This window comes from Arthrobacter sp. 05L417 (genome assembly GCF_056397865.1).
Window position 1 is genome coordinate 17,124 of record NZ_JBFTOG010000029.1, and the last position, 22,996, is coordinate 40,119.

Annotated in this window: 22 protein-coding genes and 2 pseudogenes; 10 read left to right on the forward strand and 14 right to left on the reverse strand. The window is 62.2% G+C overall.

The window, feature by feature from the left end; genetic code table 11:
• Positions 1 to 23: 23 nt before the first annotated feature.
• The 3 genes from AC1DJW_RS18465 to AC1DJW_RS18475 are packed head-to-tail and all read right to left on the reverse strand — an operon-like array spanning position 24 to position 3,451.
• Complete coding sequence (locus AC1DJW_RS18465) at positions 24 to 962, reverse strand: ABC transporter permease (RefSeq protein ID WP_476902112.1); 939 nt, start codon at positions 960 to 962, stop codon at positions 24 to 26.
• Positions 949 to 1,893 carry an ABC transporter permease gene (locus tag AC1DJW_RS18470; protein ID WP_476902113.1) on the reverse strand — a complete coding sequence of 315 codons (945 nt, stop codon included), beginning with the start codon at positions 1,891 to 1,893 and terminating at the stop codon, positions 949 to 951. Before AC1DJW_RS18470 ends, AC1DJW_RS18465 begins: the two co-directional genes overlap by 14 nt.
• Positions 1,894 to 1,909: 16 nt before the next feature.
• Positions 1,910 to 3,451, reverse strand: coding sequence for an ABC transporter substrate-binding protein (locus AC1DJW_RS18475; protein ID WP_476902114.1), 1,542 nt, complete (start codon positions 3,449 to 3,451; stop codon positions 1,910 to 1,912).
• 553 nt (positions 3,452 to 4,004) lie between these two features.
• Here AC1DJW_RS18475 and AC1DJW_RS18480 point away from each other — a divergent pair.
• Together AC1DJW_RS18480 and AC1DJW_RS18485 are read left to right on the forward strand one after the other, a co-directional pair.
• On the forward strand, positions 4,005 to 4,160 hold the full coding sequence (locus AC1DJW_RS18480) for a hypothetical protein (RefSeq protein WP_284755859.1): 156 nt from the start codon (positions 4,005 to 4,007) through the stop codon (positions 4,158 to 4,160).
• A 52-nt stretch (positions 4,161 to 4,212) separates the two neighbouring features.
• A pseudogene (locus AC1DJW_RS18485) lies at positions 4,213 to 4,347 on the forward strand (PLP-dependent aminotransferase family protein); the annotation flags it as partial.
• 120 nt (positions 4,348 to 4,467) lie between these two features.
• On the opposite strand, the gene AC1DJW_RS18490 reads toward AC1DJW_RS18485, so the two are convergent.
• From AC1DJW_RS18490 to AC1DJW_RS18515, 6 genes are read right to left on the reverse strand one after another with little or no spacing between them, the layout of a single operon-like run.
• Positions 4,468 to 5,511 carry an NAD(P)-dependent alcohol dehydrogenase gene (locus tag AC1DJW_RS18490; protein WP_284755858.1) on the reverse strand — a complete coding sequence of 348 codons (1,044 nt, stop codon included), beginning with the start codon at positions 5,509 to 5,511 and terminating at the stop codon, positions 4,468 to 4,470.
• Between the two features lie 27 nt (positions 5,512 to 5,538).
• Positions 5,539 to 6,519, reverse strand: a complete 981-nt coding sequence (locus AC1DJW_RS18495; protein ID WP_476902115.1) for a D-2-hydroxyacid dehydrogenase — start codon at positions 6,517 to 6,519, stop codon at positions 5,539 to 5,541.
• Positions 6,516 to 7,634: a tartrate dehydrogenase gene (locus AC1DJW_RS18500; protein WP_476902116.1), complete on the reverse strand. Its 1,119-nt coding sequence runs from the start codon at positions 7,632 to 7,634 to the stop codon at positions 6,516 to 6,518. The genes AC1DJW_RS18495 and AC1DJW_RS18500 overlap by 4 nt, the downstream gene beginning before the upstream one ends.
• Complete coding sequence (locus AC1DJW_RS18505) at positions 7,631 to 9,178, reverse strand: aldehyde dehydrogenase family protein (protein ID WP_476902117.1); 1,548 nt, start codon at positions 9,176 to 9,178, stop codon at positions 7,631 to 7,633. Before AC1DJW_RS18505 ends, AC1DJW_RS18500 begins: the two co-directional genes overlap by 4 nt.
• Before the next feature lie 17 nt (positions 9,179 to 9,195).
• Positions 9,196 to 10,473: an NAD(P)/FAD-dependent oxidoreductase gene (locus AC1DJW_RS18510; RefSeq protein ID WP_476902118.1), complete on the reverse strand. Its 1,278-nt coding sequence runs from the start codon at positions 10,471 to 10,473 to the stop codon at positions 9,196 to 9,198.
• Positions 10,474 to 10,500: 27 nt separating this feature from the next.
• A complete protein-coding gene (locus AC1DJW_RS18515) occupies positions 10,501 to 11,175 on the reverse strand; it encodes a haloacid dehalogenase type II (RefSeq protein ID WP_476902119.1) in 675 nt (224 codons plus the stop codon).
• A 342-nt stretch (positions 11,176 to 11,517) separates the two neighbouring features.
• Between AC1DJW_RS18515 and AC1DJW_RS18520 the strand changes: the two genes are divergently transcribed.
• From AC1DJW_RS18520 to AC1DJW_RS18550, 7 genes are all read left to right on the forward strand, one after another.
• A complete protein-coding gene (locus AC1DJW_RS18520; protein ID WP_476902120.1) occupies positions 11,518 to 12,444 on the forward strand; it encodes an ABC transporter substrate-binding protein in 927 nt (308 codons plus the stop codon).
• A gap of 13 nt (positions 12,445 to 12,457) precedes the next feature.
• The gene (locus AC1DJW_RS18525) at positions 12,458 to 13,390 is read left to right on the forward strand and encodes an amino acid ABC transporter permease (protein ID WP_390280657.1); all 933 of its coding nucleotides are present in this window, start codon (positions 12,458 to 12,460) and stop codon (positions 13,388 to 13,390) included.
• Complete coding sequence (locus AC1DJW_RS18530) at positions 13,387 to 14,154, forward strand: amino acid ABC transporter ATP-binding protein (protein WP_390280655.1); 768 nt, start codon at positions 13,387 to 13,389, stop codon at positions 14,152 to 14,154. Before AC1DJW_RS18525 ends, AC1DJW_RS18530 begins: the two co-directional genes overlap by 4 nt.
• Before the next feature lie 3 nt (positions 14,155 to 14,157).
• Positions 14,158 to 15,291, forward strand: a complete 1,134-nt coding sequence (locus AC1DJW_RS18535) for an FAD-dependent oxidoreductase (RefSeq protein ID WP_476902121.1) — start codon at positions 14,158 to 14,160, stop codon at positions 15,289 to 15,291.
• Between the two features lie 79 nt (positions 15,292 to 15,370).
• Positions 15,371 to 16,624, forward strand: a complete 1,254-nt coding sequence (locus AC1DJW_RS18540) for an aspartate aminotransferase family protein (RefSeq protein ID WP_390280651.1) — start codon at positions 15,371 to 15,373, stop codon at positions 16,622 to 16,624.
• 26 nt (positions 16,625 to 16,650) lie between these two features.
• The gene (locus AC1DJW_RS18545; RefSeq protein WP_390280649.1) at positions 16,651 to 18,105 is read left to right on the forward strand and encodes an NAD-dependent succinate-semialdehyde dehydrogenase; all 1,455 of its coding nucleotides are present in this window, start codon (positions 16,651 to 16,653) and stop codon (positions 18,103 to 18,105) included.
• Between the two features lie 39 nt (positions 18,106 to 18,144).
• Positions 18,145 to 18,837: a GntR family transcriptional regulator gene (locus AC1DJW_RS18550; RefSeq protein WP_390280648.1), complete on the forward strand. Its 693-nt coding sequence runs from the start codon at positions 18,145 to 18,147 to the stop codon at positions 18,835 to 18,837.
• A 65-nt stretch (positions 18,838 to 18,902) separates the two neighbouring features.
• Here the strand turns inward: AC1DJW_RS18550 and AC1DJW_RS18555 are convergent, their stop codons facing one another.
• From AC1DJW_RS18555 to AC1DJW_RS18565, 3 genes are all read right to left on the reverse strand, one after another.
• Entirely contained in the window at positions 18,903 to 19,211 is a 309-nt protein-coding gene (locus AC1DJW_RS18555; protein ID WP_459341340.1) for a hypothetical protein, read from the reverse strand.
• Positions 19,212 to 19,460: 249 nt separating this feature from the next.
• The gene (locus AC1DJW_RS18560; RefSeq protein WP_476902122.1) at positions 19,461 to 19,595 is read right to left on the reverse strand and encodes a putative quinol monooxygenase; all 135 of its coding nucleotides are present in this window, start codon (positions 19,593 to 19,595) and stop codon (positions 19,461 to 19,463) included.
• A 46-nt stretch (positions 19,596 to 19,641) separates the two neighbouring features.
• Positions 19,642 to 20,604, reverse strand: a complete 963-nt coding sequence (locus tag AC1DJW_RS18565; RefSeq protein WP_476902123.1) for a LacI family DNA-binding transcriptional regulator — start codon at positions 20,602 to 20,604, stop codon at positions 19,642 to 19,644.
• Here AC1DJW_RS18565 and AC1DJW_RS18570 point away from each other — a divergent pair.
• A pseudogene (locus AC1DJW_RS18570) lies at positions 20,600 to 21,058 on the forward strand (carbohydrate kinase family protein); the annotation flags it as partial. The gene AC1DJW_RS18565 and the pseudogene AC1DJW_RS18570 overlap by 5 nt on opposite strands.
• Positions 21,059 to 21,202: 144 nt before the next feature.
• On the opposite strand, the gene AC1DJW_RS18575 reads toward AC1DJW_RS18570, so the two are convergent.
• Positions 21,203 to 22,456, reverse strand: coding sequence for a metal-dependent hydrolase family protein (locus tag AC1DJW_RS18575; protein WP_459341342.1), 1,254 nt, complete (start codon positions 22,454 to 22,456; stop codon positions 21,203 to 21,205).
• 63 nt (positions 22,457 to 22,519) lie between these two features.
• Complete coding sequence (locus AC1DJW_RS18580; protein WP_476902124.1) at positions 22,520 to 22,975, reverse strand: GAF domain-containing protein; 456 nt, start codon at positions 22,973 to 22,975, stop codon at positions 22,520 to 22,522.
• Positions 22,976 to 22,996 lie beyond the last annotated feature (21 nt).

Here is a 22,996-nt window from a genome sequence, read left to right on the forward strand (position 1 = left end):
GTGTTTTTGAAAGCGGATTCATGTCAGCCTCGCCCCTGTCGCCTCGGTCGGACATTGATGCCCCTGCCCGTCAGCGTCACTGCGAGAGCGGTGAGGAAAATCGCCAGGCCAGGGTAGATGACCAGCCCCGCGGCGCGTGACATGTAGGGCAGCCCATCGGCCAGCATCGAGCCCCAGTCGGAGTCCGGCGGCGCGACGCCAAGACCGAGGAAGGACAGCGCACCCACCGTGATGAGCGTGTGCCCGAAGCGCACCGAGGCATGGGCCAGGAGAGGGCTGAACGCGTTCGGGAGGAGATGGCGCAGGATGATGAAGGTCCGCGAGAAGCCTAGGCTCTCGGCCGCCTCAATGAAGTCGCGCGAGTTGATCTCCAGCGCCAGGGCGCGTGCGAGGCGGGCGAACGGGGTCCACCCGGCGACGGCCAGCGCCAGGATCAGCGTGCCGTACCCGGCGCCGAGGATCGACACCAGGAACATCGCGACGATCATCTCGGGGAAGGCCAGCAGGACGTCCGAAACGCGCATGACAAATTCGTCGAGCGCTCCCTTGCTCCGGGCGCACACGATTCCCAAGAGGGTGCCGAACACGGCGGAGATGGTCAGGGTGATGGCCGCTATGGTGACTGAGAACCGGCCGCCCCACATGAGCCGGCTCATGACATCGCGCCCGAGCTGGTCAGTGCCGAGCCAGTGGGCGCCGCTGGGCGGCGCCAGCCTATTGGACAGGTCCTGGAGTGCGGGGTCGAACGGGGCGCTCCACGGCGTGGCGAGGAGCACGAGGACCACGGCCAGGACGCCGAACAGGCCCACGCGAAGGCTCCACGGCCAGGCCCGAAGGCGCCGCAAGCCGCGGATGCGCGGGGCGCCAGGCGATGGCGCGGGGTCAAGAACGCCATCCAGTGCCCCGGATGCAGTGTTATCAACTGCAGGGTTATCAACTGCAGGGTTATCAACGCGAGACATTCGAGGACCTCACAGCCGGGTTAATGAGCGCGTAGAGCAGATCGGTCAGCGTGGTGATCAGGACCGTGAGTGCGACGACGCAGACGATTCCAGCCTGGATGACCGGGACGTCGCCGTCGGTCACGGCCTGGTACAGGAGCCTCCCCATTCCGGGGACCGCGAAGATGACCTCGATGACGACCGAGCCGCCCAGCAGTCCGGCAAGCCAGATGGAGAACAGCGTCACCACTGGCAGGAGGCCGTTGCGCAGCCCGTGCCTGAGCATCGCTTGGGCGAAGCTCAGTCCCCGGCTACGCGCGGCTGTGAGGTGGGGTGACTCCAGGACGTCCACCATCGATGCCCGGGTCACCTGGGTGAAGTAGCTCAGCGGGCGGAGCGAGAGGGTCACAGCGGGGAGGATCATCGACGCCGGTCCGGTCCATCCGGCGGAGGGCAGGATCCCGAGCTTGAGGGCGAACACCAGGACAAGCACCGGGGCCACCCAGTACTCGGGGAGCGCGACGAAGCCCTGGGTGACCGTCGTGATGGCGATGTCGGAGGCCTTTCCGCGCCTGATCGCGGCCAGTGACCCGAGGGGAAGGGCCGCCACCAAGGCGATGAACAGTGCCGCGACGGCCAGGGAGGTCGTCACCGCAAGGGCGCTGCCCACCAGGCCGGAGACCTGGGTGCGGCTCGTGTACGACAGACCCAAGTCGCCATGGAGGGCATTCTGCACCCAGTTCCAGTACTGCTCGATCACGGGCTTGTCGAGGCCATAGCGGACTCGGGCGGCCTCCACCGCCGAGGGGTCCAGGTTCAGCTCCCCCGTCCGGGCCTGGAGGATCTTCCGGGCCGGGTCCCCGGGGGTCAAGTAGGGGATCAGGAACACGAGGAACGACACCGAGGCCAGCGTGCAGAGGAGGACGACGAAGCGTCTCAGCAAGAAGATCACCTTGCTCTCCTTTCGTTCAGCCGCCGACTGTGAGCGTCGGGGTGATGGCGTCCCTGGCCAACGGGTCAATGTGGAAGTTCTTCACATTGGCGCGCGCCACAGCGGTGCTCTGCTCGTGCACGAGGAAGACCGTGACCGCGTCGTCCTGAAGCTTCTGGGCGATCTGGGCGTAGATGGCGTCCCGGTCCTGTACCTCTGGTTTGCTGCCGGCGTCGGCGATGAGCTTGTCCAGCTCCGGGCTGCAGTAGTGGCTGATGTTGAAGGAGCCCTTGCAGGTGTAATCGGATGAGAGGAACCCGAGCGGGTCGGGGATGTCGATGAGGTGGTTCCGCGACAGCAGCGCCATGTCGTACTTCCCCGAGAGGAGGCTGGGCTCAATGGCAGCGTAGTCGGCGATCCGCACCTTTACGGTCACGCCGATCTTGGCCAGGTCGGACTGGATCACCGTCGCGAGGTCGGGGAACTCGGGGTGCTCGGTATAGCCGAGCAGTTCGAGGCTGAGCTTGCCGGGGTCGACCCCGGCGGACTTCAGCAGGGCCTTGGCCTGGTCCAGGTTCTGCTTCGCCGCTCGGTCCTTGGGCGACCACGGCTCGTTCGGAGCGAAGGGACCGATGGCGGGCTGTGCGGTGCCGTCGTACACCTGGGAAGCGATTGCCGAGGTGTCGATGGCGAGCTGGATGGCGCGGCGGACGTCTGGGTTATTGAATGGCGCCTTGGATGTGTTGAGATACAGCCCGTTGGTTTTGGGGGCGCCTGTCTGGGTCACGACGACGTTCTTGTCGCCTTTGAGGTCCGCCAGGCTCGAGGCCGGAATGCCCAGGGCGATGTCGGCCTCGCCGGTCCTCACCTGGGTAGCCCGCGTCGCTCCGTCCGGCACGAACTTTGCCTCAACGCTGCCCAGGGCTGGCTTCGCGCCCCAATATTGGTCGTTGCGGACGAGCTTCATCGACTGCCCCGGGGTGTAGGCCGTCGCCTTGAACGGGCCGGTGCAGGCGCCGATCGGGTCGACGCTGTTGGCCTTGAATGCCTCCGGTGCAAGAATGCCGGTGTTCACGCTGGCCAGATTGAACGGGATCAGGGCGTTGGGTTTCGGCGAAGTCACGCGCACGGTGCTGGAGTCGAGTGCTTTGACGTCGCTGACGACGCTGGGCTTGAATGACCGAGCAGGGGTCTCGACGTGGAGTGCACGCGAGAGCGCGCCCGCGACGTTCGCCGCCGTCAGTTTCGTGCCGTTCTGGAAGGTGACGCCGTCCCTGATAGTGAAGTCCCACGTCGTCGGCGTCGTCTGTTTCCACGCCGTGGCGAGTGAGGGCTGCAGCTTGCCGGTGCCCTCGTCGTAGCGCACGAGGGTCTCAAGGCAGCCGATCTGGCTGAGGATGAAGGCGTCGTCGGTCTCCAGGGCGAAGTTCGCCCTTGGTGTGAACTGCATGTCGATGATGGCGTTCCCGCTTCCGGTGGCGGCGCCGTTGCCGCTTCCACCGGAGAACGAGCATGCGCTGATGGTGAGCGCAAGGGTGGCGCCTGCTGCGCCGAGGAGGACTGCTTTGCTTCTTCGCATGATGCAAACTGCCTTTAGTCAGGGGATGCGGTGGAGTTGGTCCAAGAAGTGATGCGAAACACACATTGAAGTGGTGCGGAACACATTTCCATCGAAATAGTCGATTGTCAACGATTTTTTGCTCTTGGATTGTCGACAACTCCGGGGCGGGCAACTTCCCCACTCGCCCCATCCCGCTACTAGGCGGCACTGGCATCCTTCGGGGAGATCCCGAAATCCCTCTACAATTAGCGGAAATCGAAGCCTCGACCTAGTTTTTGCCCCGCCTGGACGTTGTCGCGAAGAGCGCCGGCAGCGCTTGTCGACAATGCCCCGCCTCCGTCGAAACTGCCGGCTCCACGGGTCTAGCAATTGTCAACAATCGACGATAGACTGCTAAAGTTCCTTATCTCGCGCCGGACCAGAAAGGCAGATAAAGATGCGACAAAGCGGTCGTGCGTCCAGTCAGGTGTCTCTGTGGACATCCCTCCAGCGCGGAGACATCGTCACGCTTCTCCGGCGCGGTATGCAGTGCCACAGGGGCACTATTGACGAACGAACCGAAGATGGCCGAATGATCTGGGTGACCGATGCCATCGGTGACCGTCGACTCTTCCACATAGAGGACGACTACGAGTTGCTCATCATGGCGTTGTCCACACCTGCCCAGGAGGCAGTGGCCGCAGCGGGACATGACGGCCATCCCGGATCCTTCAACTGGGAGGTCTGATGGGCAGCCTCGTCATACAGTGCTAAAGACCCCTTGCCTGGAAGGGGAACTCATCGTGTCAGCACCATCCGTTGAGCCAGCAAGCCTTCCGTGGGCGGCCCGCGCCAAAAGCCTTGTCGGCTCCATCATCGATTCAAGTACGTCACTGCTGCAGGAGCAGACCCACGATATTGTCAGCTTCGCCATGCGGCGTTTTCCGTGACAGGACAGTTTGGCAACGCATTGCGTCTATGCTTTGCCTCGCAAACCCCTGAGCGGACGGAACTCGGCGTTACCCGACTCGCCAAAACACTCGAAATGCGGAAGATCAGAACGTCGCGGCGTCAATGACAAAGCGGTACCGCACCGCACTGTCAATGACTCGGTCAAAAGCCTCGGCTATTTTGCCGGCCGGAATCACCTCCACCTCGGCGCCGAGCCCATGGGCGGCGCAGAAGTCCAGCATTTCCTGCGTCTGCCTGATGCCGCCCATCTTTGAACCGGCCAGATTGCGTCTGAAACTGGCCAGTGACCAGGCCCGTTGTGTTAGGGGTTTCGAGGGCAGCCCCACGATGACCAGGGTGCCGTCCAAGGCGAGCAAGGAAAGGTACTGATCGATGTCGATGTCCGCGGAGACGGTATTGATGATTAGATCGAAATAGCCTTGGTGGCGCGCGAAAGTGGCGGGATCCGACGTCGCGTGGCAGGCCGCCGCCCCGAAACGGAGCGCGTCCTCCTGCTTCCTGAGCGATTGGCTGAGCACCGTCACCTGCGCCCCGAGCGCTGTTGCGATCTTGACGCCCATGTGGCCGAGCCCGCCCATGCCGACAATGGCCACCCGCGTTCCCGGGCCTGCACCCCAATTGCGGAGGGGCGAGTACATGGTTATCCCGGCGCATAGTAGTGGTGCGGCTGTTTCGAGTGAAATGCCCTCGGGAATCCGCAGAACGTAATTCTCGTCCACAACAATGCTGTTGCTGTAGCCGCCTGCGGTGGGCCGGCCGTCCCGGCCCACCGAGTTGTAGGTACTCGTCGATCCCGACAGGCAGTGCTGCTCCTCGCCTGCGAGGCAGTTGACGCAGTTCCGGCATGAATCCACGAAACAGCCCACACCTACCCGGTCGCCCACGGCATGGCGCGTCACTTTGGCTCCGACAGCTTCAACAATTCCCGAGATCTCGTGTCCTACAACGATCGGGAAGTTGACGCTTGCCCAGTCGCCTCGCGCAGTGTGGATGTCGGAATGACAGATGCCGCTGAACTTGATGGCAATTTTGATGTCGAACTCACCTGGATCGCGGCGTTCAATGATGCCGGGCTGCAGTGCGGACGTAGCCGAATTGGCGATATACGCGTTGGCAATAGTGGGCATGTTGCGGCTCCTTAGACGCCTTCTGGATCAGGAAACAGGGACAAATCCGAGGGTCTTGTCCACCACGTTCAACAACGGTTCGCTTTTGACGAACCGTCCCAGATTCTCCAAGAACAGCTTGCTGAGGTCATCGAGATAGTTTTCAGCGTCACCGCTCATGTGAGGGGTGATGATGACGTTCTCCATGCTCCAAAGTGCGTGTCCCCCAGGTAACGGCTCCGGGTGCACGACGTCGAGGGCGGCACCGGCGATCGAGCCCGATGCCAGTACTTCAGTCAGGGCGCCGGTGTGAACAAGTTCGGCGCGGCCCACATTTATCAGGTGCGCCGACTTTTTCATGGACGCAAGCACGTCGACGTTCATCAGTCCCCTGGTCTCCGCGGTCAGCGGAGCGGCGAGCACAACATAGTCGTAGTCATGGACGATGCCGGGCAGGTCTTGGGAAGAGTAGATCCAGTCGAAATCATCGTCCCCGGGACGACTTGTGCGTCCGGCACCGCTGACCTCCATGCCCACGGCACGGAACAGGCGCGCGATTTCACGTCCGATCGATCCGATGCCCACCACCAGCGCATTTTTGCCATGGATCTTTTGCGTGGTTCTGTGCTGCCAGCGTTGTTGCTGCTGGAGCCGGAACGAACCCTGCGCATCCTTGGCCAAATCCAAAACGAACCCGAGCGCAAATTCGGCAATGGCCCTGCTGAGCACACCCCGGGAGTTCGTGTAGACAACGCCGCTTTGGACCAACTCCTCGAAAAGCAGCTGGCTGACGCCTGCCGCCGAGGCATGAACCCACTTCAGCGACGAGGCTGCGGCCCAGTTCTCCTTCAAGGCAGGTGAGAACGAGTGCCACTGGTACAACACGTCCGCGCCGTCCAACGCCTTAGCAAGCCCATCGGCCTTGCTAAGGCGGACATCCGCCAGCTCCTCGATCTCCTGTAGCCGGGGCGGCAAAGCCTCCCGGTACAGGACCGCGACGACGGGCCGCTTGCGTTCCGTAGCTGTCATGACGACGCCGTTACTGCGGGCGGCGTGTTTCCCGTCGTGGCGTCCACCGCCCCAACGGCGTCGATGACGTCAATGGCGGCCAGGACGGCGGCGGTGAATTCGGAGGTCGAGGACGGTCCTCCGACATCGCGGGTACCCAGGCCGTCCCGTAGGACGGACTCGAAGGCCAATTGGAGGTGCTCGGCAGCTTCCGGGTACCCGAGGTGTTGGAGCATCATTGCTCCGGACCACATCTGGCCTACCGGATTGGCCAGGCCTTTGCCTGCAATGTCCGGCGCTGATCCGTGGACAGGTTCGAAGAGGGACGGGAAGTCACCTTCGGGATTGAGGTTGGCACTCGGGGCTACACCGATGGAGCCGGTGACGGAACTGCCAAGGTCCGAGAGAATGTCGCCAAGCAGGTTGGAGGCAACAATGACATCGAAGGTCCAGGGTTTCAGGACCAGATGCGCGGACAACGCGTCGACAAGTTCGCTGGTGAGCGTCACGTCGGGGTAGAGGCGGGTTGTCTCTTCCACCACTTCGTCCCAGAACGGCATGGTGTGGATGATGCCGTTGCTCTTGGTTGCCGAGGTCAGTCGGCCCTTCCGGGAGGATGCGAGCGATGCGGCGTAGTGCGCTGCCCGCGACACTCCCAGCCGGGTGAAAATGGTTTCCTGGACCGCGGTTTCATGCGGCAGCCCGCGATAGGCGCGGCCGCCGACCTCCGAGTACTCCCCCTCGTTGTTTTCACGCACGATGAGGATATCGATCGGTTCCTTGGACGCGAGGGGCGACTTCACGCCGTCGAGCGTTTTCACTGGACGGAGGTTGATGTATTGCTGGAATTCGCGGCGGATGGGGATCAACAGCCCCCAGAGGGATTCAGCGTCCGGGACGGACGGCGAGCCCACAGCGCCCAGGAAGATCGCTTCGTGCGCTGACAGCTGTTCGAGCCCGTCAAGCGGCATCATGCGCCCGTGCTCGGCGTAGTAGTCCGATCCCCAGTCGAAATAGGTGAACTCAAGGTGCAACGAGTGGAGTCCGGCGATGCGTTCAAGGCATTCGATGGCCGCCGGGACAACTTCCTTGCCGATGCCGTCGCCCGCGATCACCGCGATTTTGTGGGTGGTCATGATGCATTCCGTTCTGCGGTCGTCAACTGCTGCCACCCGGTGGCCGGCTCGGCCAGTTTGATGATGATGCTTTTGGGTTCGGTCATTTCACGGACGGCGTGCTTGACGCCTTCACGCCCAACACCGGATTTCTTGAACCCGCCGAAGGGCATGGAATCGATCCGGACGTCGCTGGTCTCATTGATCACCACTGCCCCCACATCCAGCTTCTCGGCAATCGCCAAAGCCAGATCGATGGATTCCGTGAAAACTCCAGCCTGGAGCCCGTACTCGGAATCGTTGGCCGCGCGGATGGCGTCGGAGGCTTGGATAAACGGCATGATGCTGACCACCGGGCCGAACACTTCCTCGCGGATGACCCGGCAGTCCGCCGGCACGTCGGTGAGAACAGTTGGCTCGTAGAAGGCGTTGCTGCGCTGCCCGCCCACCTGGACGGTGGCGCCCGCAGCTTTGGCCTCGTCCACCCATTCCTCCACCCGGCGTGCCTCCGTTTCGGTGATGAGGGGGCCGATGTCCGTGCTGCGATCGAACTTCGCCCCGAAGCGGAGCGCCTTGGTCCCGGTGATCACGTGTTCGAGGACCTCGTCGAACAGCGAAATGTGGACGTAGACGCGCTGGACCGAAAGGCAGTTCTGGCCGGCCACTCCGAACGCGCCGGCAACGATTGCCTCAGCGGCTTTCGCTGGTTCAGCGTCGGCGCAGACGATCGTGGCGTTGTTGCCGCCCAGTTCCGAGAGGATCTTCTTGGCACCTGCGGCGGCAGCGATGCGGTCCGCCGTCTTTGGGCCGCCGGTGAAGGAAATGAGGTCTACCTGCGGGTCCGTCACGATCGCCTCGGAGACTCCGGGTCCGGCGACAATCGCAGCGATGCGTCCGGTAGGGACACCGGCTTCCAGCAGCAACTGGACGAAGGCCAGCCCGGTCAACGGCGTTCGGCCTGAGGGCTTGAGCACGACGCCGTTGCCTCCGATGAGCGCCGGCCCCAGCTTGTGTGCCACGAGATTGAGCGGATCGTTAAAGGGCGTGATGGCGGCGACGATTCCCACCGGTTTGCGGTTGTACCATCCGATCTTGTTTGCTCTGGCCATGCTGTCCTCAAAAGCGAGGGTTTCTCCATTGAGTTCGCTGGACGCAGCAGCGGAGAGCCGCAACGTTTCGGTGCAGCGGCGCACCTCACGTTCGGCCTCGTTGATGGTCTTGCTGCTCTCTGCGGCAATGAGCTCCGCGAAGCGAACGGACTGCTCCGCCAGAAGCACGGCCGCACGTTCCAAAGCCTCGCGGCGGGCCCGGAGGGGCCATTCACTGTCCTGCAGGTGCCGATGAATGTAGGCTACGGCCCGCCGCACATCCTGTGGGGTCGAGGAACACACATTTCCCAAGAGGACACCGTCTTCGGGATCCCGGACCTCCAGGATCATCTCGGCTCTCTCCCAACGGCCTTCCAGGAATGCACCACCCGGTAGCGCGGCTATGCTTGCCCGCCTGTAGGCCGTTTCTTCTGCTGTTTTTGGGCGCGCTTCAGCGACGGTTGTTGACGAACTCATAGGAAACCTTCTCTTGCCTAACTGAATCGGTCGATAATCTTCGCGGCTCCGCCAATGAAGGGCAGGAACCACGGCGGGCCGAAGTGGCCGGGCACCGGCGGGTTCTTAAGGTCTTCCCACACGTTCGCCTGCTTGTCTCCGGCCATGTAATGGGCCATCTTCTTGCCCATGTGGGCGGCCATTTGCACGCCGTGGCCGCTGTAGCAGAGCGAATAGAACAGGCCATCGTGCACGCCGGCATGGACCATCTGGTCCATGGAGAGGTCCACCAAGCCGCCCCAGGTGTAGTCCACCTTCACGTTGGCAAGATACGGGAAGAGCTCAGTCATCGCCTTGTGCAGGATCTCGCCGCTCTTGACATCTGAATCCGGGCTGGAGAGTGCAAATCGAGCACGTCCGCCGAAAAGGAGCCTGTTGTCCGGGGTGATCCGGAAGTAGTAAGTCAGCATCTTGCTGTCCGAGGCTTGGCGCCTGTGCGGAAGGATGCGGTTCACCACGTCCTCCGGCAAGGGTTCGGTGACAATGATGAAGCTGCCCACCGGAATCACGCGGCGCTGCAGCCACGGTGTGACATTGCCTGTGTATCCGCTTGTGGCGACCAGAACCTGCTTGGCCCGTGTGATGCCACGGGTGGTGTGTACGTCATGGACCGTGCCGGAGACTTTCTTCAGCTCGGTGACGCCGGCGTTCTCGCAAATGTGGGCACCGGCAGCAGCGGCTGCACCGGCCAAGCCGTGCACGAACTTGCCTACGTGGAGGCCGGCCCCGAGCGGATCAAGCATTGCACCGTGATAGAAATCCGTACCGATTTCGCTGTGGATCTCCGACTCGGGAATGACCTTCACGTAGTAGTCGGCAAGTTTCGCCAATTGCTCCTGGGACTTCAGCATCCCCTCGTAGTGGGACTTGTGGAAGGCCAGCGAAAGCTTGCCGAAGCGCTTGTAGTCGCAGTCGATGCCGTTGTCGTGGACAAGCTTCTCGATGCTGTCGATCGCGTCGTTGTATTCGCGGAACATCTCCACGGCACGGGTACTCCCGTACCGCTTGACGGCTGTGTTGAAACTGATGGCCAAGCCGGTGGTTGCCATGCCCCCGTTACGTCCGGAGGCGCCCCAACCAACTGTGTGGCGCTCGAAGACAGCGACGCTGGCGCCTTGCTGGGCAAATTCAAGGGCTGCGGAGAGCCCGGTAAATCCGGCCCCGATGATCGCCGCATCAACATTTTCCGGCACGGATGTTTGCCGGTAGTCGCCGGAAGGCTCGGCTGTGTCCAGCCAGTAAGGAACAAGTTTCACGGTGTGACCTTTCGCCTCGAAGTCGGTTTAGAGACCGAGGTGCTTGTTGAGCTCGTCCAGGGACTTAACAGTGAAGAGGTCGTAGCCCGTGGTGACGGGGTCATAACCACGGTCCAGCAGGAGGAGGTTCCGGAAGCCCAAGTCGTGCATTGGGTGCATGTCGTAGCGTGTGTGCGAGGAGACGTGCAGGAAGTCCTCCGGCTTGGCGTTCAGGGTGTCCAGCATGTACTCGAACGCCTGGTAGCGCGGCTTGTAGGCCTGGGCCTGCTCAGCGGTGTACACGGCGTGGAAGTCTGCACCGAGCTTCGGAATGCTGATGTCCAGGAAGCTGGTGTCCGCGTTGGAGAGGGCCACCAGCTTGTAGTTGTCGCCCATGAGCTTCAGCGGGGCGGGCACGTCCTCGTGGGCTACCCAGCCGCGTACGGCCTCAGCGAACTCTGCGCCGGCACCTTCGGTCGGCCCGATACCCCACCGCTTGCACACGCGGTCAAAGGAATCCTGCAGGATCTGCTCGTAAGGCTTGTAGTCGCCCAGGACCTCGTCGAACCGGTACCCGCGGAACTGCTTCTTGAACGCCGGCCACTGCTCTTCAGGCAAGCGGCCATCCAGCAGGCGACGAGTGGTCGGATCGATGTCGAAGTTGATGAGCGTGCCGTAGACATCAAAGGAGATGTACTTCGGCCGGAAATTGGTCTCTGCCATGTTCGGTTCCGTTCTTTGTCAGGAAATGGAAGCGGTTGCCGTCCCTGCGTATTGGAGGTTTCGGGAAGCGCGTGGTGGGCCGGGAACGGGTCCCCGCCAGGCTGGAAGATCCTGCCCGATGACTCGACTCTAGGCTTGCAAATTGTAAATTGTCAACAGTTTGAACGCGACCGGCCGGAACGATTCAGAACCGATCCGGCCTCCGAAAAAGTTTCTGTAAATTGTTGACAATCTACTGTTGAGGGGGTTGCATTGCATTAGATGGCGGAGAGATTCGGATCACACTTCTCTCCCCTCCCCGGTGACAACCACCAGCTGACTACCCCTTCGAAGGGAAGCATTATGAAGACTCGAACCAAAGCCCAAACTGCAGCCGCAGCACTGGCGGTGCTGCTTGCACTGACCGCCTGCGGGGGCACCGCCACAAGCACCTCGACACCGGACAGCTCCAAGGCGTCAAGCACCGCTGATATTTCCCAGGGCGTCCAGCCCGACGCTACCGCTGTCAAGCTGCTGCCGCAGTCCTATAAGGACAAAGGTGAGCTGACGGTGGCGATGGACCTTCACTACCCGCCAACCACCTTCCTCTCCGATGACAACAAGACCCCGATCGGCCTGAACCCGGATATTGCCCGCCTGGTGGCCAAGAAGCTTGGGCTGAACCTGAAGTTCGAGAACACCGTGTTTGACACCATCATTCCCGGTATCGACGGTGGCCGCTACGACTTCACCGTCACTACCATGTCCCCCACAGCCGAGCGGTTGAAGGTCCTGGATATGATCAACTACTTCAAGGCCGGCAACTCAGTGGCCGTGAGTGCGGGCAATCCGCTGAAGCTCACGAATGAGAGCCTGTGCGGTAAGAACATTGCCGTCACGGCCGGTTCGACGGGCCAGCTCAAGCGCCTCCCCGCCCTCTCGGATCAAACTTGTACTTCCAAAGGACAGCCGGCCATTAACGCCGTCACGCTTCCCAACGTCCAGGAGGCGCTGACCCAGTTGGCGTCAAAGCGCATCGACGGCATCCTCTACGACACCACCTCCCTCGCGTGGGCCGCGAAGCAACAGCCTGGCGCTTTCACTGTCCTCACCCCCCAGATCAACGTCGGCTCGAGCGACGTTACAGCCATCGGCCTCAAGAAAGGTTCGGCGTTGACCCCCGCTCTCCAGGCTGCCGTCCAGTCGGTCCTGAACAGCCCGGAGTACAAACAGTCACTCTCGAACTGGGGCCTCGAATCGGGTGCCATCACGGATGCCAAGCTCAACTAGGAGGCGCGCTCCCATGGTGCAAATCATCAGTCGCGGAAGCGGGAACAAGATAGATGGGACCGACCCGGCGCTCAAGCCAAGGCTGCGGCGGCGGAGCGTCTTCGAATACGTGGCCTGGGTGGTGTGCAGCCTGATTGGCCTGGGCATCCTCGTTTCCGTGTCGACCAACCCCAACTTCAAGTGGGACGTGGTCGCCAAGTACTTCACTTATCAAACAATCATCAGTGGGCTAATGCTCACGATCTTCCTCACCGTCGCCAGCATGCTCCTGGGCACCCTTCTGGGCCTGGCGCTGGCGATCATGAGATCCTCCCGGATCAAGCCGATCGCGGCTACGGCAGGCGTCTACATCACGCTTTTCCGGGGTACGCCGGTCCTGGTCCAGCTGATCTTCTGGTTCAACATCGCCGCCCTCTATCCGAACCTGACCGTCGGCATTCCGTTCACTAACATCAGCACGGCGGTCGACATCAACGCCTTAATGGCACCGATCACGGCAGCCCTGATTGGCTTGAGCCTCAATCAAGCCGCGTACATGGCAGAAATCATTCGCGGCGGCTTCTCCGCCGTCGGCAAGGGCCAGATTGAAGCTGCCGACTCATTGGGAATGAGCGGCGCAACGAAAATGCGCAAGGTCATCATTCCCCAAGCCATGCCATCGATCATCCCTGCCACCGGCAACCAATTCATCGGCATGTTCAAGGAAACCTCACTGGTCAGCGTGCTCGGCGTCGCAGAGCTTTTGCAAAGCGCCCAACTCATCTACGCCCGCACGTACGAGACCATCCCGCTGCTGATCGTTGCCAGCCTGTGGTACCTCGTCATGACCCTCCTTCTGAGCTACCCGCAATCCCTGCTCGAGAAAAAATACTCCCGTACATCTTCCAGGCTTCCCCGGAACGCGAAGAAGGTTGTGCTGACAGAACCGGAAGGTGTTGCCCGATGAGTAACGACGGCACCATACACGCCCGCAGGATCCGAAAATCGTTCGGCTACAAAACAGTCCTGCAGAACATCGACCTGGACATCGCCTGCGGTGAGGTCTGTTGCATCATCGGCCCGTCGGGCTCCGGCAAATCAACGCTCCTGCGCTGCATCAACGGACTCGAGACCGTCGACTCCGGGGTCCTGAAGGTCAACGGTGAGGACTTTGGCTACTTCGAGACAGACACCGCCTACCACGCACTCAGTCCGAAGAAACTCGCCGAGCAGCGCACGAGGGTGGGCATGGTTTTCCAGCAGTTCAATCTCTTCCCCAACATGACGGCAAGGGAGAACGTCATGGCCGGCCCCGTGCTGGTCAAACACGGTGACAAGAAGCAGGCGGCCAAACGGGCCAACGAGCTGCTGGCCAGCGTCGGCCTGGGCGATTTCGGCGACCACTACCCGGCCCAGCTTTCCGGCGGACAGCAGCAGCGCGTCGCCATCGCACGGTCCCTGGCGATGGATCCGGAGATCATGCTCTTCGACGAACCCACCAGCGCCTTGGACCCCGAAAAAGTCGGCGAAGTCCTCACGGTCATGCAGGACCTCGCCAAAAAGGGCATGACCATGGTGGTCGTCACCCATGAAATGGGGTTCGCCCGCGAAGTCGCGGACTCGCTGATCTTCATGGACGAGGGCTTCGTCGTCGAACGCGGCGACGCCCGGGAGGTCCTTGCCAACCCCAAAGAACCCCGCACCCAGGCCTTCCTGAAGCAGGTGCTCTGAACGATGGACGGAAAACTGGCCGTGATCGGCCTGGGCAGCATCGGAAGCATGGCCTTGTGGCAGGCCTCCCGTTTGACCGATTCCGTCGTCGGATTCGAGGCGCAGGCGCCGGGTCATGCCCGTAGCGCCGTTGGGGGCGACACCCGTCTCTTCCGCATGCTATATCGAGGACGACCCGACTATTACCCCATCCTGCAGCGTTCCCGCGGCCTCTGGGCCGAACTCGAGGCGGAATCGGGCCAGGACATCCTGACGCGCTGCGGCGGGCTATCGATCGGGACGGTTGACGGCCCCTATATCACCGCCCTGCTCGACACGACCCAGGTCAACGGGGCTGAGCACGAGATCTTGAGCCGCGACGCCATGGCGGAACGGTATCCGCAGCACAACCTTCGGCCTGATGACTGCGCCGTGTTCGATCCGCATGCCGGCGCCCTGCGCACTGACCGCGCAGTGACGGCGGCAGTTGCCGCCGCACAGGCAAACGGGGCAACAGTGGTCACCGACACGCCGATCGACAGCATCCAGGAAACTGACGACGGCGTGGTCGTCACCTCGGGCGACGAGTCGTGGACCTTCGAAAACGTGATCGTCGCGTCCGGCGGCTGGTCCCAAAAGCTCATGCCCGACTATCTGAAAGCGGCAACCGAGACGCGGCGGATATTCCTGTCCTGGTTCGTGGCCAGAGACGCGGCGGAATTCTCCCCGGAGAGATTCCCCGTCTTCATCAGGATTTCCGGAGACCGCTCCATGTACGGTGCACCGAGCGTTGACGGAGCGACGGTAAAGGCCACCTTGGATGGTCGCGGGGCGCCAACCCCAGCGGCTGACTCAGTGCCAAGGGACCTCACCGCAGCGGAGATCGCCGAAACCACCGAGACGGTACGTGAGTTCTTCCCCGGCCTTTTCCCCAGCATCGTTCGCTCGGACGCGTTCCCGGACCTCTACACCACGGACTCCCAGCCTTTGCTGGGCTTCCTCGACAATTCCAGCAGGATCTACGCCGCAACTGGATTCTCAGGCGCCGGATTCAAAATGGCTTCCGGCTACGGCGAGATCGCAGCCAGCGAAGCCCTCGGTAAGCGCTGGTTCGACGGGCTGGACTTCGTTCGGCCCCACAGGTTCGAAAAGATTTAGCGACTTCTTATGGGTTCCCTGGGTGAACCCAAAATCGCGTATTGTTGACAATCTACAGTTACTAAGAAAGTATGAAGTCATGGCAGCACTTAGCCCCATCCTCAAGCAGGCAACTCCCGTAGTCGTCGACTACGCACTCGGGAGCTGGATCCACGCGACCGACGGCAAGAAGTACCTCGATTTCACCACCGGGATTGGTGTCACCAGCACTGGCCATTGCCACCCTGACGTGGTGGCCGCAGCCCGCGATCAGGTGGGCAAGATTGTCCACGCCCAGTACACGACTGTGATGCACAAGCCCCTTCTGGAATTGACGGAACTCCTTGGCAGCGTCCTGCCCGAAGGATTGGACAGTGTCTTCTACGCGACTTCCGGATCAGAAGCCGTGGAAGCATCCATCCGCTTGGCCCGCATGGCAACCGGCCGCCCCAACATCATCTCCTTCCAGGGAGGCTTTCACGGGCGGACGGTGGCTGCGGCGTCCTTGACCACCGCCGGAACCAAGTTCCGCTCAGGATTCTCCCCCCTGATGGGCGGCGTGCACGTAGCTCCCTTCCCGCATTGGTACCGGTACGGATGGGATGAAGCCACGGCTGTCGAGTTTGCCTTGAAGGAACTGGACCACCTCCTTCTGACCGTCAGCACCCCGGCCGATACGGCAGGCTTCATCATCGAACCCGTCCTCGGCGACGGCGGATACATCCCCACGCCTGTTGCCTTCCTCCAAGGACTTCGGGAACGGGCAGACCGGCACGGCATCGTACTCATCCTCGATGAAGTCCAGGCCGGCGTCGGCCGGACGGGGAAGTTCTGGGGGCACGACTGGGCCGGGATACGGCCCGACGTGGTCATCACCGCAAAGGGCCTCGCAAGCGGCTTCCCGATTTCGGCTATTGCCGCATCGGCGGATTTGATGGGCAAGGCCTGGCCTGGTTCCCAAGGTGGTACCTATGGTGGAAACGCGGTCGCAGCAGCAGCCGGTGTCGCCACCTTGGGTGTCATTCAGAGGGAGAACCTGGTGGAAAATGCCTTGCTGCGCGGCGACGAACTGAGGGCAGGGCTGGACGCGCTCCAGGCAGAATTCCCGGGAATCGGCAACGTGCGCGGACGCGGCCTCATGCAGGGCGTCGAATTCACCTCCGAAGGCAACACTCCAGATGCGGCAACCGCACTCGCGGTCCAGCAGGCTGCCATCAAGGAAGAGCTCCTGCTGCTCACCTGCGGCCCGCATGGCAACGTCATTCGTCTCATCCCCGCGCTGAACGTCAGCAGCGATGAAATCCAGGCAGGCCTGTCCAAGTTCACGCAGGCGCTCAAGTCGGCCACTTCCTAGTTCCCCTGATCACTGAAAGAGCGAACATGAACCCCCCATTTGATCCCACCACTCTCCAAACAGACTTGTTTATTGACGGAAAATGGCAAAGCGCTGCTGACGGAGCCACCTTCCCGGTAGAGAACCCGGCCACGAACGAAGTCATTGCCCACGTCGCAGACGGCAGTGCTGAAGACGCCGCCCTGGCCATCGAGGCCGCAGGTCGCGCGCAGGCGGAGTGGAGCAAATCCACGCCGCGTCGGCGGGCCGACATCCTGCGGCGTGCCTTCGATCTGGTCATTGCCAACACCGACCGGCTCGCGGCGATCATGACCGCCGAAATGGGAAAGCCCCTGGCCGAAGCAAGGGGAGAAGTAGCCTATGGCGCCGAGTTCCTTCGCTGGTTCTCGGAAGAGGCCGTAAGGATCGGCGGCGACAGCACCACCTCCGTGGACGGAAATACGCGCATCCTCATCACCAAGGAACCAGTCGGACCGTCGGTATTGGTCACGCCCTGGAACTTCCCGCTCGCCATGGGAGCGCGCAAGATCGCCCCCGCAGTCGCCGCAGGGTGCACCATGGTGTTCAAGCCGGCCGAGCTGACGCCGCTGACCTCTTTGGCTTTGGTTGCCATCTTCCAGGAAGCCGGACTTCCCGACGGCGTTCTGAACGTCGTGACGACGTCGAGCGCTTCCGGCGTGGTGCGGACCTGGACGGACAGCGGCATCGCCCGCAAGATCAGCTTCACCGGCTCCACCGAGGTGGGCAAAATCCTCTTGCGGCAAGCCGCTGACAACGTCATGCGCTCTTCCATGGAGCTCGGCGGGAACGCACCGTTCATCGTGCTCGCCGATGCCGACGTCGAGAAGGCAGTGGATGGAGCCATGAAGGCAAAGATGCGGAACATGGGCGAAGCCTGCACGGCCGCAAACCGCTTCTTCGTCCACCGCTCCGTTGCAGAGGAGTTTGGCGAGAAGTTCTCCAAAAAGATGTCAGAATTGCAGGTGGGCAACGGCGCTTTGGCAGGCACAGAAGTGGGTCCGCTCATCGAACAGGCAGGGTTGGACAAAGTGGAGTCTCTTGTTGCCGACGCCGTTTCCAAGGGTGCACGGGTGCTGACTGGCGGAAGCCGCCCGGAAGGTCCCGGCTACTTCTACTCCCCCACTGTCCTGACGGATGTGGCGCTGGAATCCGAGCTGATGACCACGGAGATATTCGGACCGGTAGCAGCCATCACTCCCTTCGACAGTGAGGACGAAGTACTCCGTATGGCCAATGACACCGCATGGGGCTTGGTGGGCTACGTGTTCACCGAAAGCGTGGACAAGGCCATGCGGTTCTCAGCGGAACTGGAGGTCGGAATGGTCGGTGTCAACACCGGCATCGTGTCCAATCCCGCCGCTCCTTTCGGGGGCGTCAAACAGTCGGGCCTGGGACGTGAAGGCGGAAAGATCGGCATCGAAGAATTCCTGGAATACAAGTACACCGCGATAGCGGTCTAATAGATTCAATTTGGCGAAGTATGAAATGAGGGGATGTCAATGGCGGCACCGGAGGGAATGTTCGTATTGGAGGGCCGGCCCACGGCGCAGCTGATCGCTGACCAACTCCGTGAGCTCATCGTCCAAGGGGCTTTCAGGCCCGGTCAGCAGGTGAACGAATCTGCCCTGGCTAGCCAGCTCAACACGTCAAGGGGGCCACTCAGGGAAGCTCTGCAACGGTTATGCCAGGAAGGCATCCTAGTCAGCAAGCGTAACCGCGGCGTTTTCGTGCTGGAGCTTTCAACCGTAGACATCAAAGAGATCTACGCCGTGCGCGAGGCAGTGGAACTGGCCGCCGCCAACACTCTCCTCGACTCTGCTCCCGACCAGATCACGGATACCTGCCGAGAGCTCAAGGGCATCATCAAGAACATGGCAAAGCAGGTGGCGGCGTCGGACTGGCAGGCGATCGCCAGGCTCGACATGCAATTCCACACCGCTTTCGTTTCAGGCACCGGGAACACTCGACTGATCCGGATTTACGAGACACTTGCCGCGGAATCCCGCATGTGTATCCTCAGCCTGGAAGTCTCATATCCCCGCATAGATGTGCTGGTACAGGAACACCAAGACATCCTGGACCTTCTTGAGGCGCGCGACCAGAGCGGACTTCAACAAGCCATAAAGCGACACATGCAGAAGGCCGTCGAGGACCTCACATCGACGCGGCAGCCAAGTGGCGTTACCGCGTAAATTTTGCACACAAACTACGGGCCCGGTTCAAGCGAACTGGGCCCGTAGTTTTTCTGCCAGGCTGCCTATTCGTTCCGGGCGGGCACGGGCAGCTCGACGACGGGTTGCAGCCAGGCCTTGTGGTTGCGGACGTGACGGTCTGAGGGACGGATGTACCGGTCGCTTCCGTTGTCCGGGGCCAGTCGCAGGCCTTCATCGGCCAGCGCGCCTTCGATGGCCAGGATGCTGCCGGCACCGATGCCGGCGACGTCTTCCCTCAGGTTCTTGGCTGAGAGGGCGATCAGCTGCCCCACCGTCTGCACGCCTGACCTCAGCAGTGCGTTCACCGTCATCCTGGGCAGCTTGATTTCCCTCAGGGGTAGGTTTCTTTTCATCTACCCACCGGTCCTTTCTCCGGCAAAGCGTGCACGTCCGCGGGGAGCGGTGAATGTGCAGGACGCAGGCTCCCAGGATCGTGCCGGCGGCTATTGGATCGCCCGGAGCCAGGTCAGTTCCGAGCCGTCGCCCTCGATGGGGCCTGCGAGTTCTTCGTTGAACTTCCGTCCGTAGTCGGCGCCGATGTGCTCCTCGAAGGCGGCCTGGTCGCGGTAGACCTCGAAGACGAAGTACTCGTTGGGCCGGGATTACCTGGTGTAGGGCCAGAAGACCACGTTTCCCGGCTCGGCGCGGACGTGTTCGGTGAGCTCGCGCATCATTTCCGCGACGCTGGCTTCGCAGCCGGGCTTGACAGTGAATTCTGCACACAGCGTTTTGGTCATGGTGGGTTCCTTCTTTCAGGCGAAATTGTTGGAGTGGTTGGTTGGGTCAGTCAGATGGTGGGAGTTCGCCCGAGCCGCGCACGATCAGCTCCGAGGGGACAACCCAGGTGCTGGGCTGGCTTTGGTCGCCGTCGATCCTGGCCAGGATCCTTTCGGCGGCGAGTTTGCCAATGCGTTCAGGGTGCTGCACGATGACCGTGATGCCCGGTTCCATCATGTCCGCGAGGGCGAAGTCGTCGAAACCGACCAGGGCCACTTTGTGGCTCGCGCCCGCTTCCTTCAGTGCCCTCATGGCGCCGAAGGTGACCAGGTTCTGGCTGGAGAATATCGCGGTAGGGGGATTCCGGGAGGCGAGCAGTTCGTCTGTCGCGCGACGTGCTGCCTCTTCGTCGTGAAGGTTCTCAATGGCGGGAACGTCGGACACGGCGATGCCGGAGCGGGCGAGTTCCTCCAGGAACCCCCGGCGGCGTTCCCGTGCGGTCTGGATGTCGGTCCGGTCTCCAAGGTATGCCAGCCTGGTGTGGCCGTGGCTGAGCAGGTGGGCGGCCGCCCGCGCTCCGCCGGTGGCGTTGTCGCTCACGACGGCGTCGGCGTCGATCCCGTTGGGTTCGCGGTCGATGAAAACGACCGGCAAGTCCTGGGAGTGTTCCGGGATGACGTGGGCCTGGCTCTTGGCAATGGGTGTGAGGATAAGCCCGTCGACCCGGCGCCTGAGAAACGCGGCGACGAGGGCTTTCTCCCGCTCGGGATCGTCGTCCAGGCTCGCGGCAAACATGGCAATGCCGCGCGCCGCCAGGGCATCTTCAATGGCGCGGTGGATTTCCCCGCTGAACGGGTTGGCCACGCTGGGCAGAAGCAAGCCGATGGACAGGGTCCGGCGCCCGGTGCGGCGGAGACTGCCCGCGGCCATGTCCAACTGGTAGTTCAGCTGTTCCACGGCCCGGAGCACCCGCACCGTTTTGGCTTCCGAGACGCCGGGCTCTTCATTGACGACCCGGGATACAGCCAAGACAATCTTCGAAGAACTCGTGCCGTTGACCGACGTCGTCAAACTCAGCGACGACGACGCACACTGGCTGTACCCCGGAACACCGCTGGAGGACATCGCAGCCCGGGTCCTCGCCCTGGGCGCCGAACTGGCCGTCATCACCGCTGGTTCTTCCGGCTCCCTGCTCTCCACCGCCGCAACGCAACTGACCATCCCCGCGGTGGCAACACAGGTAGCCGATACCATCGGCGCCGGAGACTCCTACATGTCCGCACTGATCCACGGGCTCCTGAACCGCACCGGCGAAGGCCTCACCCCGTCCGTGCTCGAAACGATAGGCCGCAGCGCCTCCATGGCAGCGGCCATCACCGTGAGCCGTCCCGGCGCCAACCCGCCAACCTGGGCGGAGCTCGACGCAGAGCTCACCCAACCGCGGTTCGGTGATCCATTCAAGGCCGCCGCCCAACCTGCCTGAGCACCTTCTCCTCCCGGAGATCCTGGGCAGGCTGCTGTGTCGATATGTTTGGCGCCGTATCCAAAGCAGCCAGGACCCGTTTGGGGTACGTCCAGCATGACCGGGTCGGCGCCCGGGCGCGCACAAGTCCGTCTTCCGGCTTTCTCAGGCAACCGGAACGTTTAAGGTTAAGTCCGCCGCGCCCCGAAGGGCACCGGTGGAGATGATCTGCCCGTCCTTGATGACGGTACGCGTCTTGCTTTCGTCCCAGAGGATCGAGGGCTCACAGAAGGGATTCCCGTCTAGCACCACCAAGTCTGCGCAGAACCCTACGGCGATGCGTCCAAGGTCACCGCGCCGAAGCAGGGCGGCGTTGGTTGACGTTGCCGACCGGAGGGCGCCGTACACGCCAAGCACTTCACACTGCAGGCGAAGTCCGGCCAGTTGCTCATCCTCTAGTTCACCCATGAGGTCTGTTCCGAACCCAATCCGGACCCCCGCATCTCGGGCCAGTGCCACGGCGTTCCTCCCTGCCTCTAGCACTTCCCGGTTCTTGGCCGCTCCCACTTCGGTGAGGCCGACTTCCTTGCCGCGCCGTTCCATGGCTTCGTAGGTCACCAAGGTGGGGACCAGATAGACGTCATTGTTGGCCATTAGCTGGGCGGTTTCGGCATCCAGCAGGTTGCCGTGTTCGATGCAGCGAACCCCGTTGAGTACTGAATGGCGAATGGCCTCGGGCGAATATGCGTGAGCCGTGGCGTAGCTGCCCCGGCGGGAAGCCTCCTCGGTTACGACTCGGATTTCCGCCGCGCTGTACTGCGGAACCCGAATCGGATCGACCGGTGAAACGACGCCTCCGGAGGTCATGAGCTTGATAGCGGAGGCGCCTGTGCGAAAGCGGTGACGCACCGCCCGCAGCAGGTCTTCGGCGCCGTCCACCACTTCGCACATGTGCCCGCCATGGAAGCATCCTCCGTCGTTCGCGGGACGGATATCGCCGTGTCCGCCTGTCTGGCTTAGCGCCGGGCCTGTGAAGAAGTAGCGCGGACCAGGGTACAGACCCTCCTCGATGGCGCTGGCAAGGCCAACGTCACCACCGGCTACGTCACGAACCGAAGTGAACCCGCGGAGCAGTGTAGCCGCGAGGCGCCTTGCTCCGACCAGTGCAGAATAGCTCAGCGGCCCCGTCTCGTTTCTGGCGGACGTCAGGCTGAGCGCGTAAGCATGAAAATGCGCATCGATAAGTCCTGGAATCACGGTTCGGCCGCCGGCGTCAAGGACAGCACCGGTCTCTTCCACCTCCCGCCCTACGGCGATGATCCGGCCATCCCGGATGCTGATTGAGCCCTCAATCAGCTCAGGTGATTCACCGTCGAAGATTAGGGCGTTCCGTATTGTCAGGCGTTCCGGAGTGGTCACGTACGGTTCCTTCCTGTTGTCCAGCACGGGCGGGCCCCCAATTGGTGCCCGCCCGTGAAGGAACTAGCTGGCGGCGGTAAGGGATTCTTCGAGCAGATGGACTGACCGCCGTGCAACGTCCACGGCTGCGTCCACCGAACTCTGGTCGTAGCTGCCCTCAGGGCCGAGGAAGTTCATGGATCCGATAGTCTGGCCGTTGCTCACGACCGGAACGTTGACGATGGCCCCGCAGCCCAATGACTCGATGGTTGCCGAATCAAAGAAGAATGCGCGGACCGCTTCCTTATCCGCCCCCAAGAACGGCTGCTGTCCATTGAGCACCTGCTCCAGCCACACTTGGTTCGTGTCCCCGGCGAGAGTCTTCTTCCCGCCCACCGGATAGACATCGGGATGCGTGGTGTAGACGCGGGCCATGCTGGCGCCATTCTCAGCAATCACGGAGGCGGTAAAGAGCGTGACACCGACTGCCTCCTGGGCGTGAGCGTACACGTCGTCAAAGGATTCAAACTGGGAACTCATAAGGTCCTTTCCTTTCTAGAT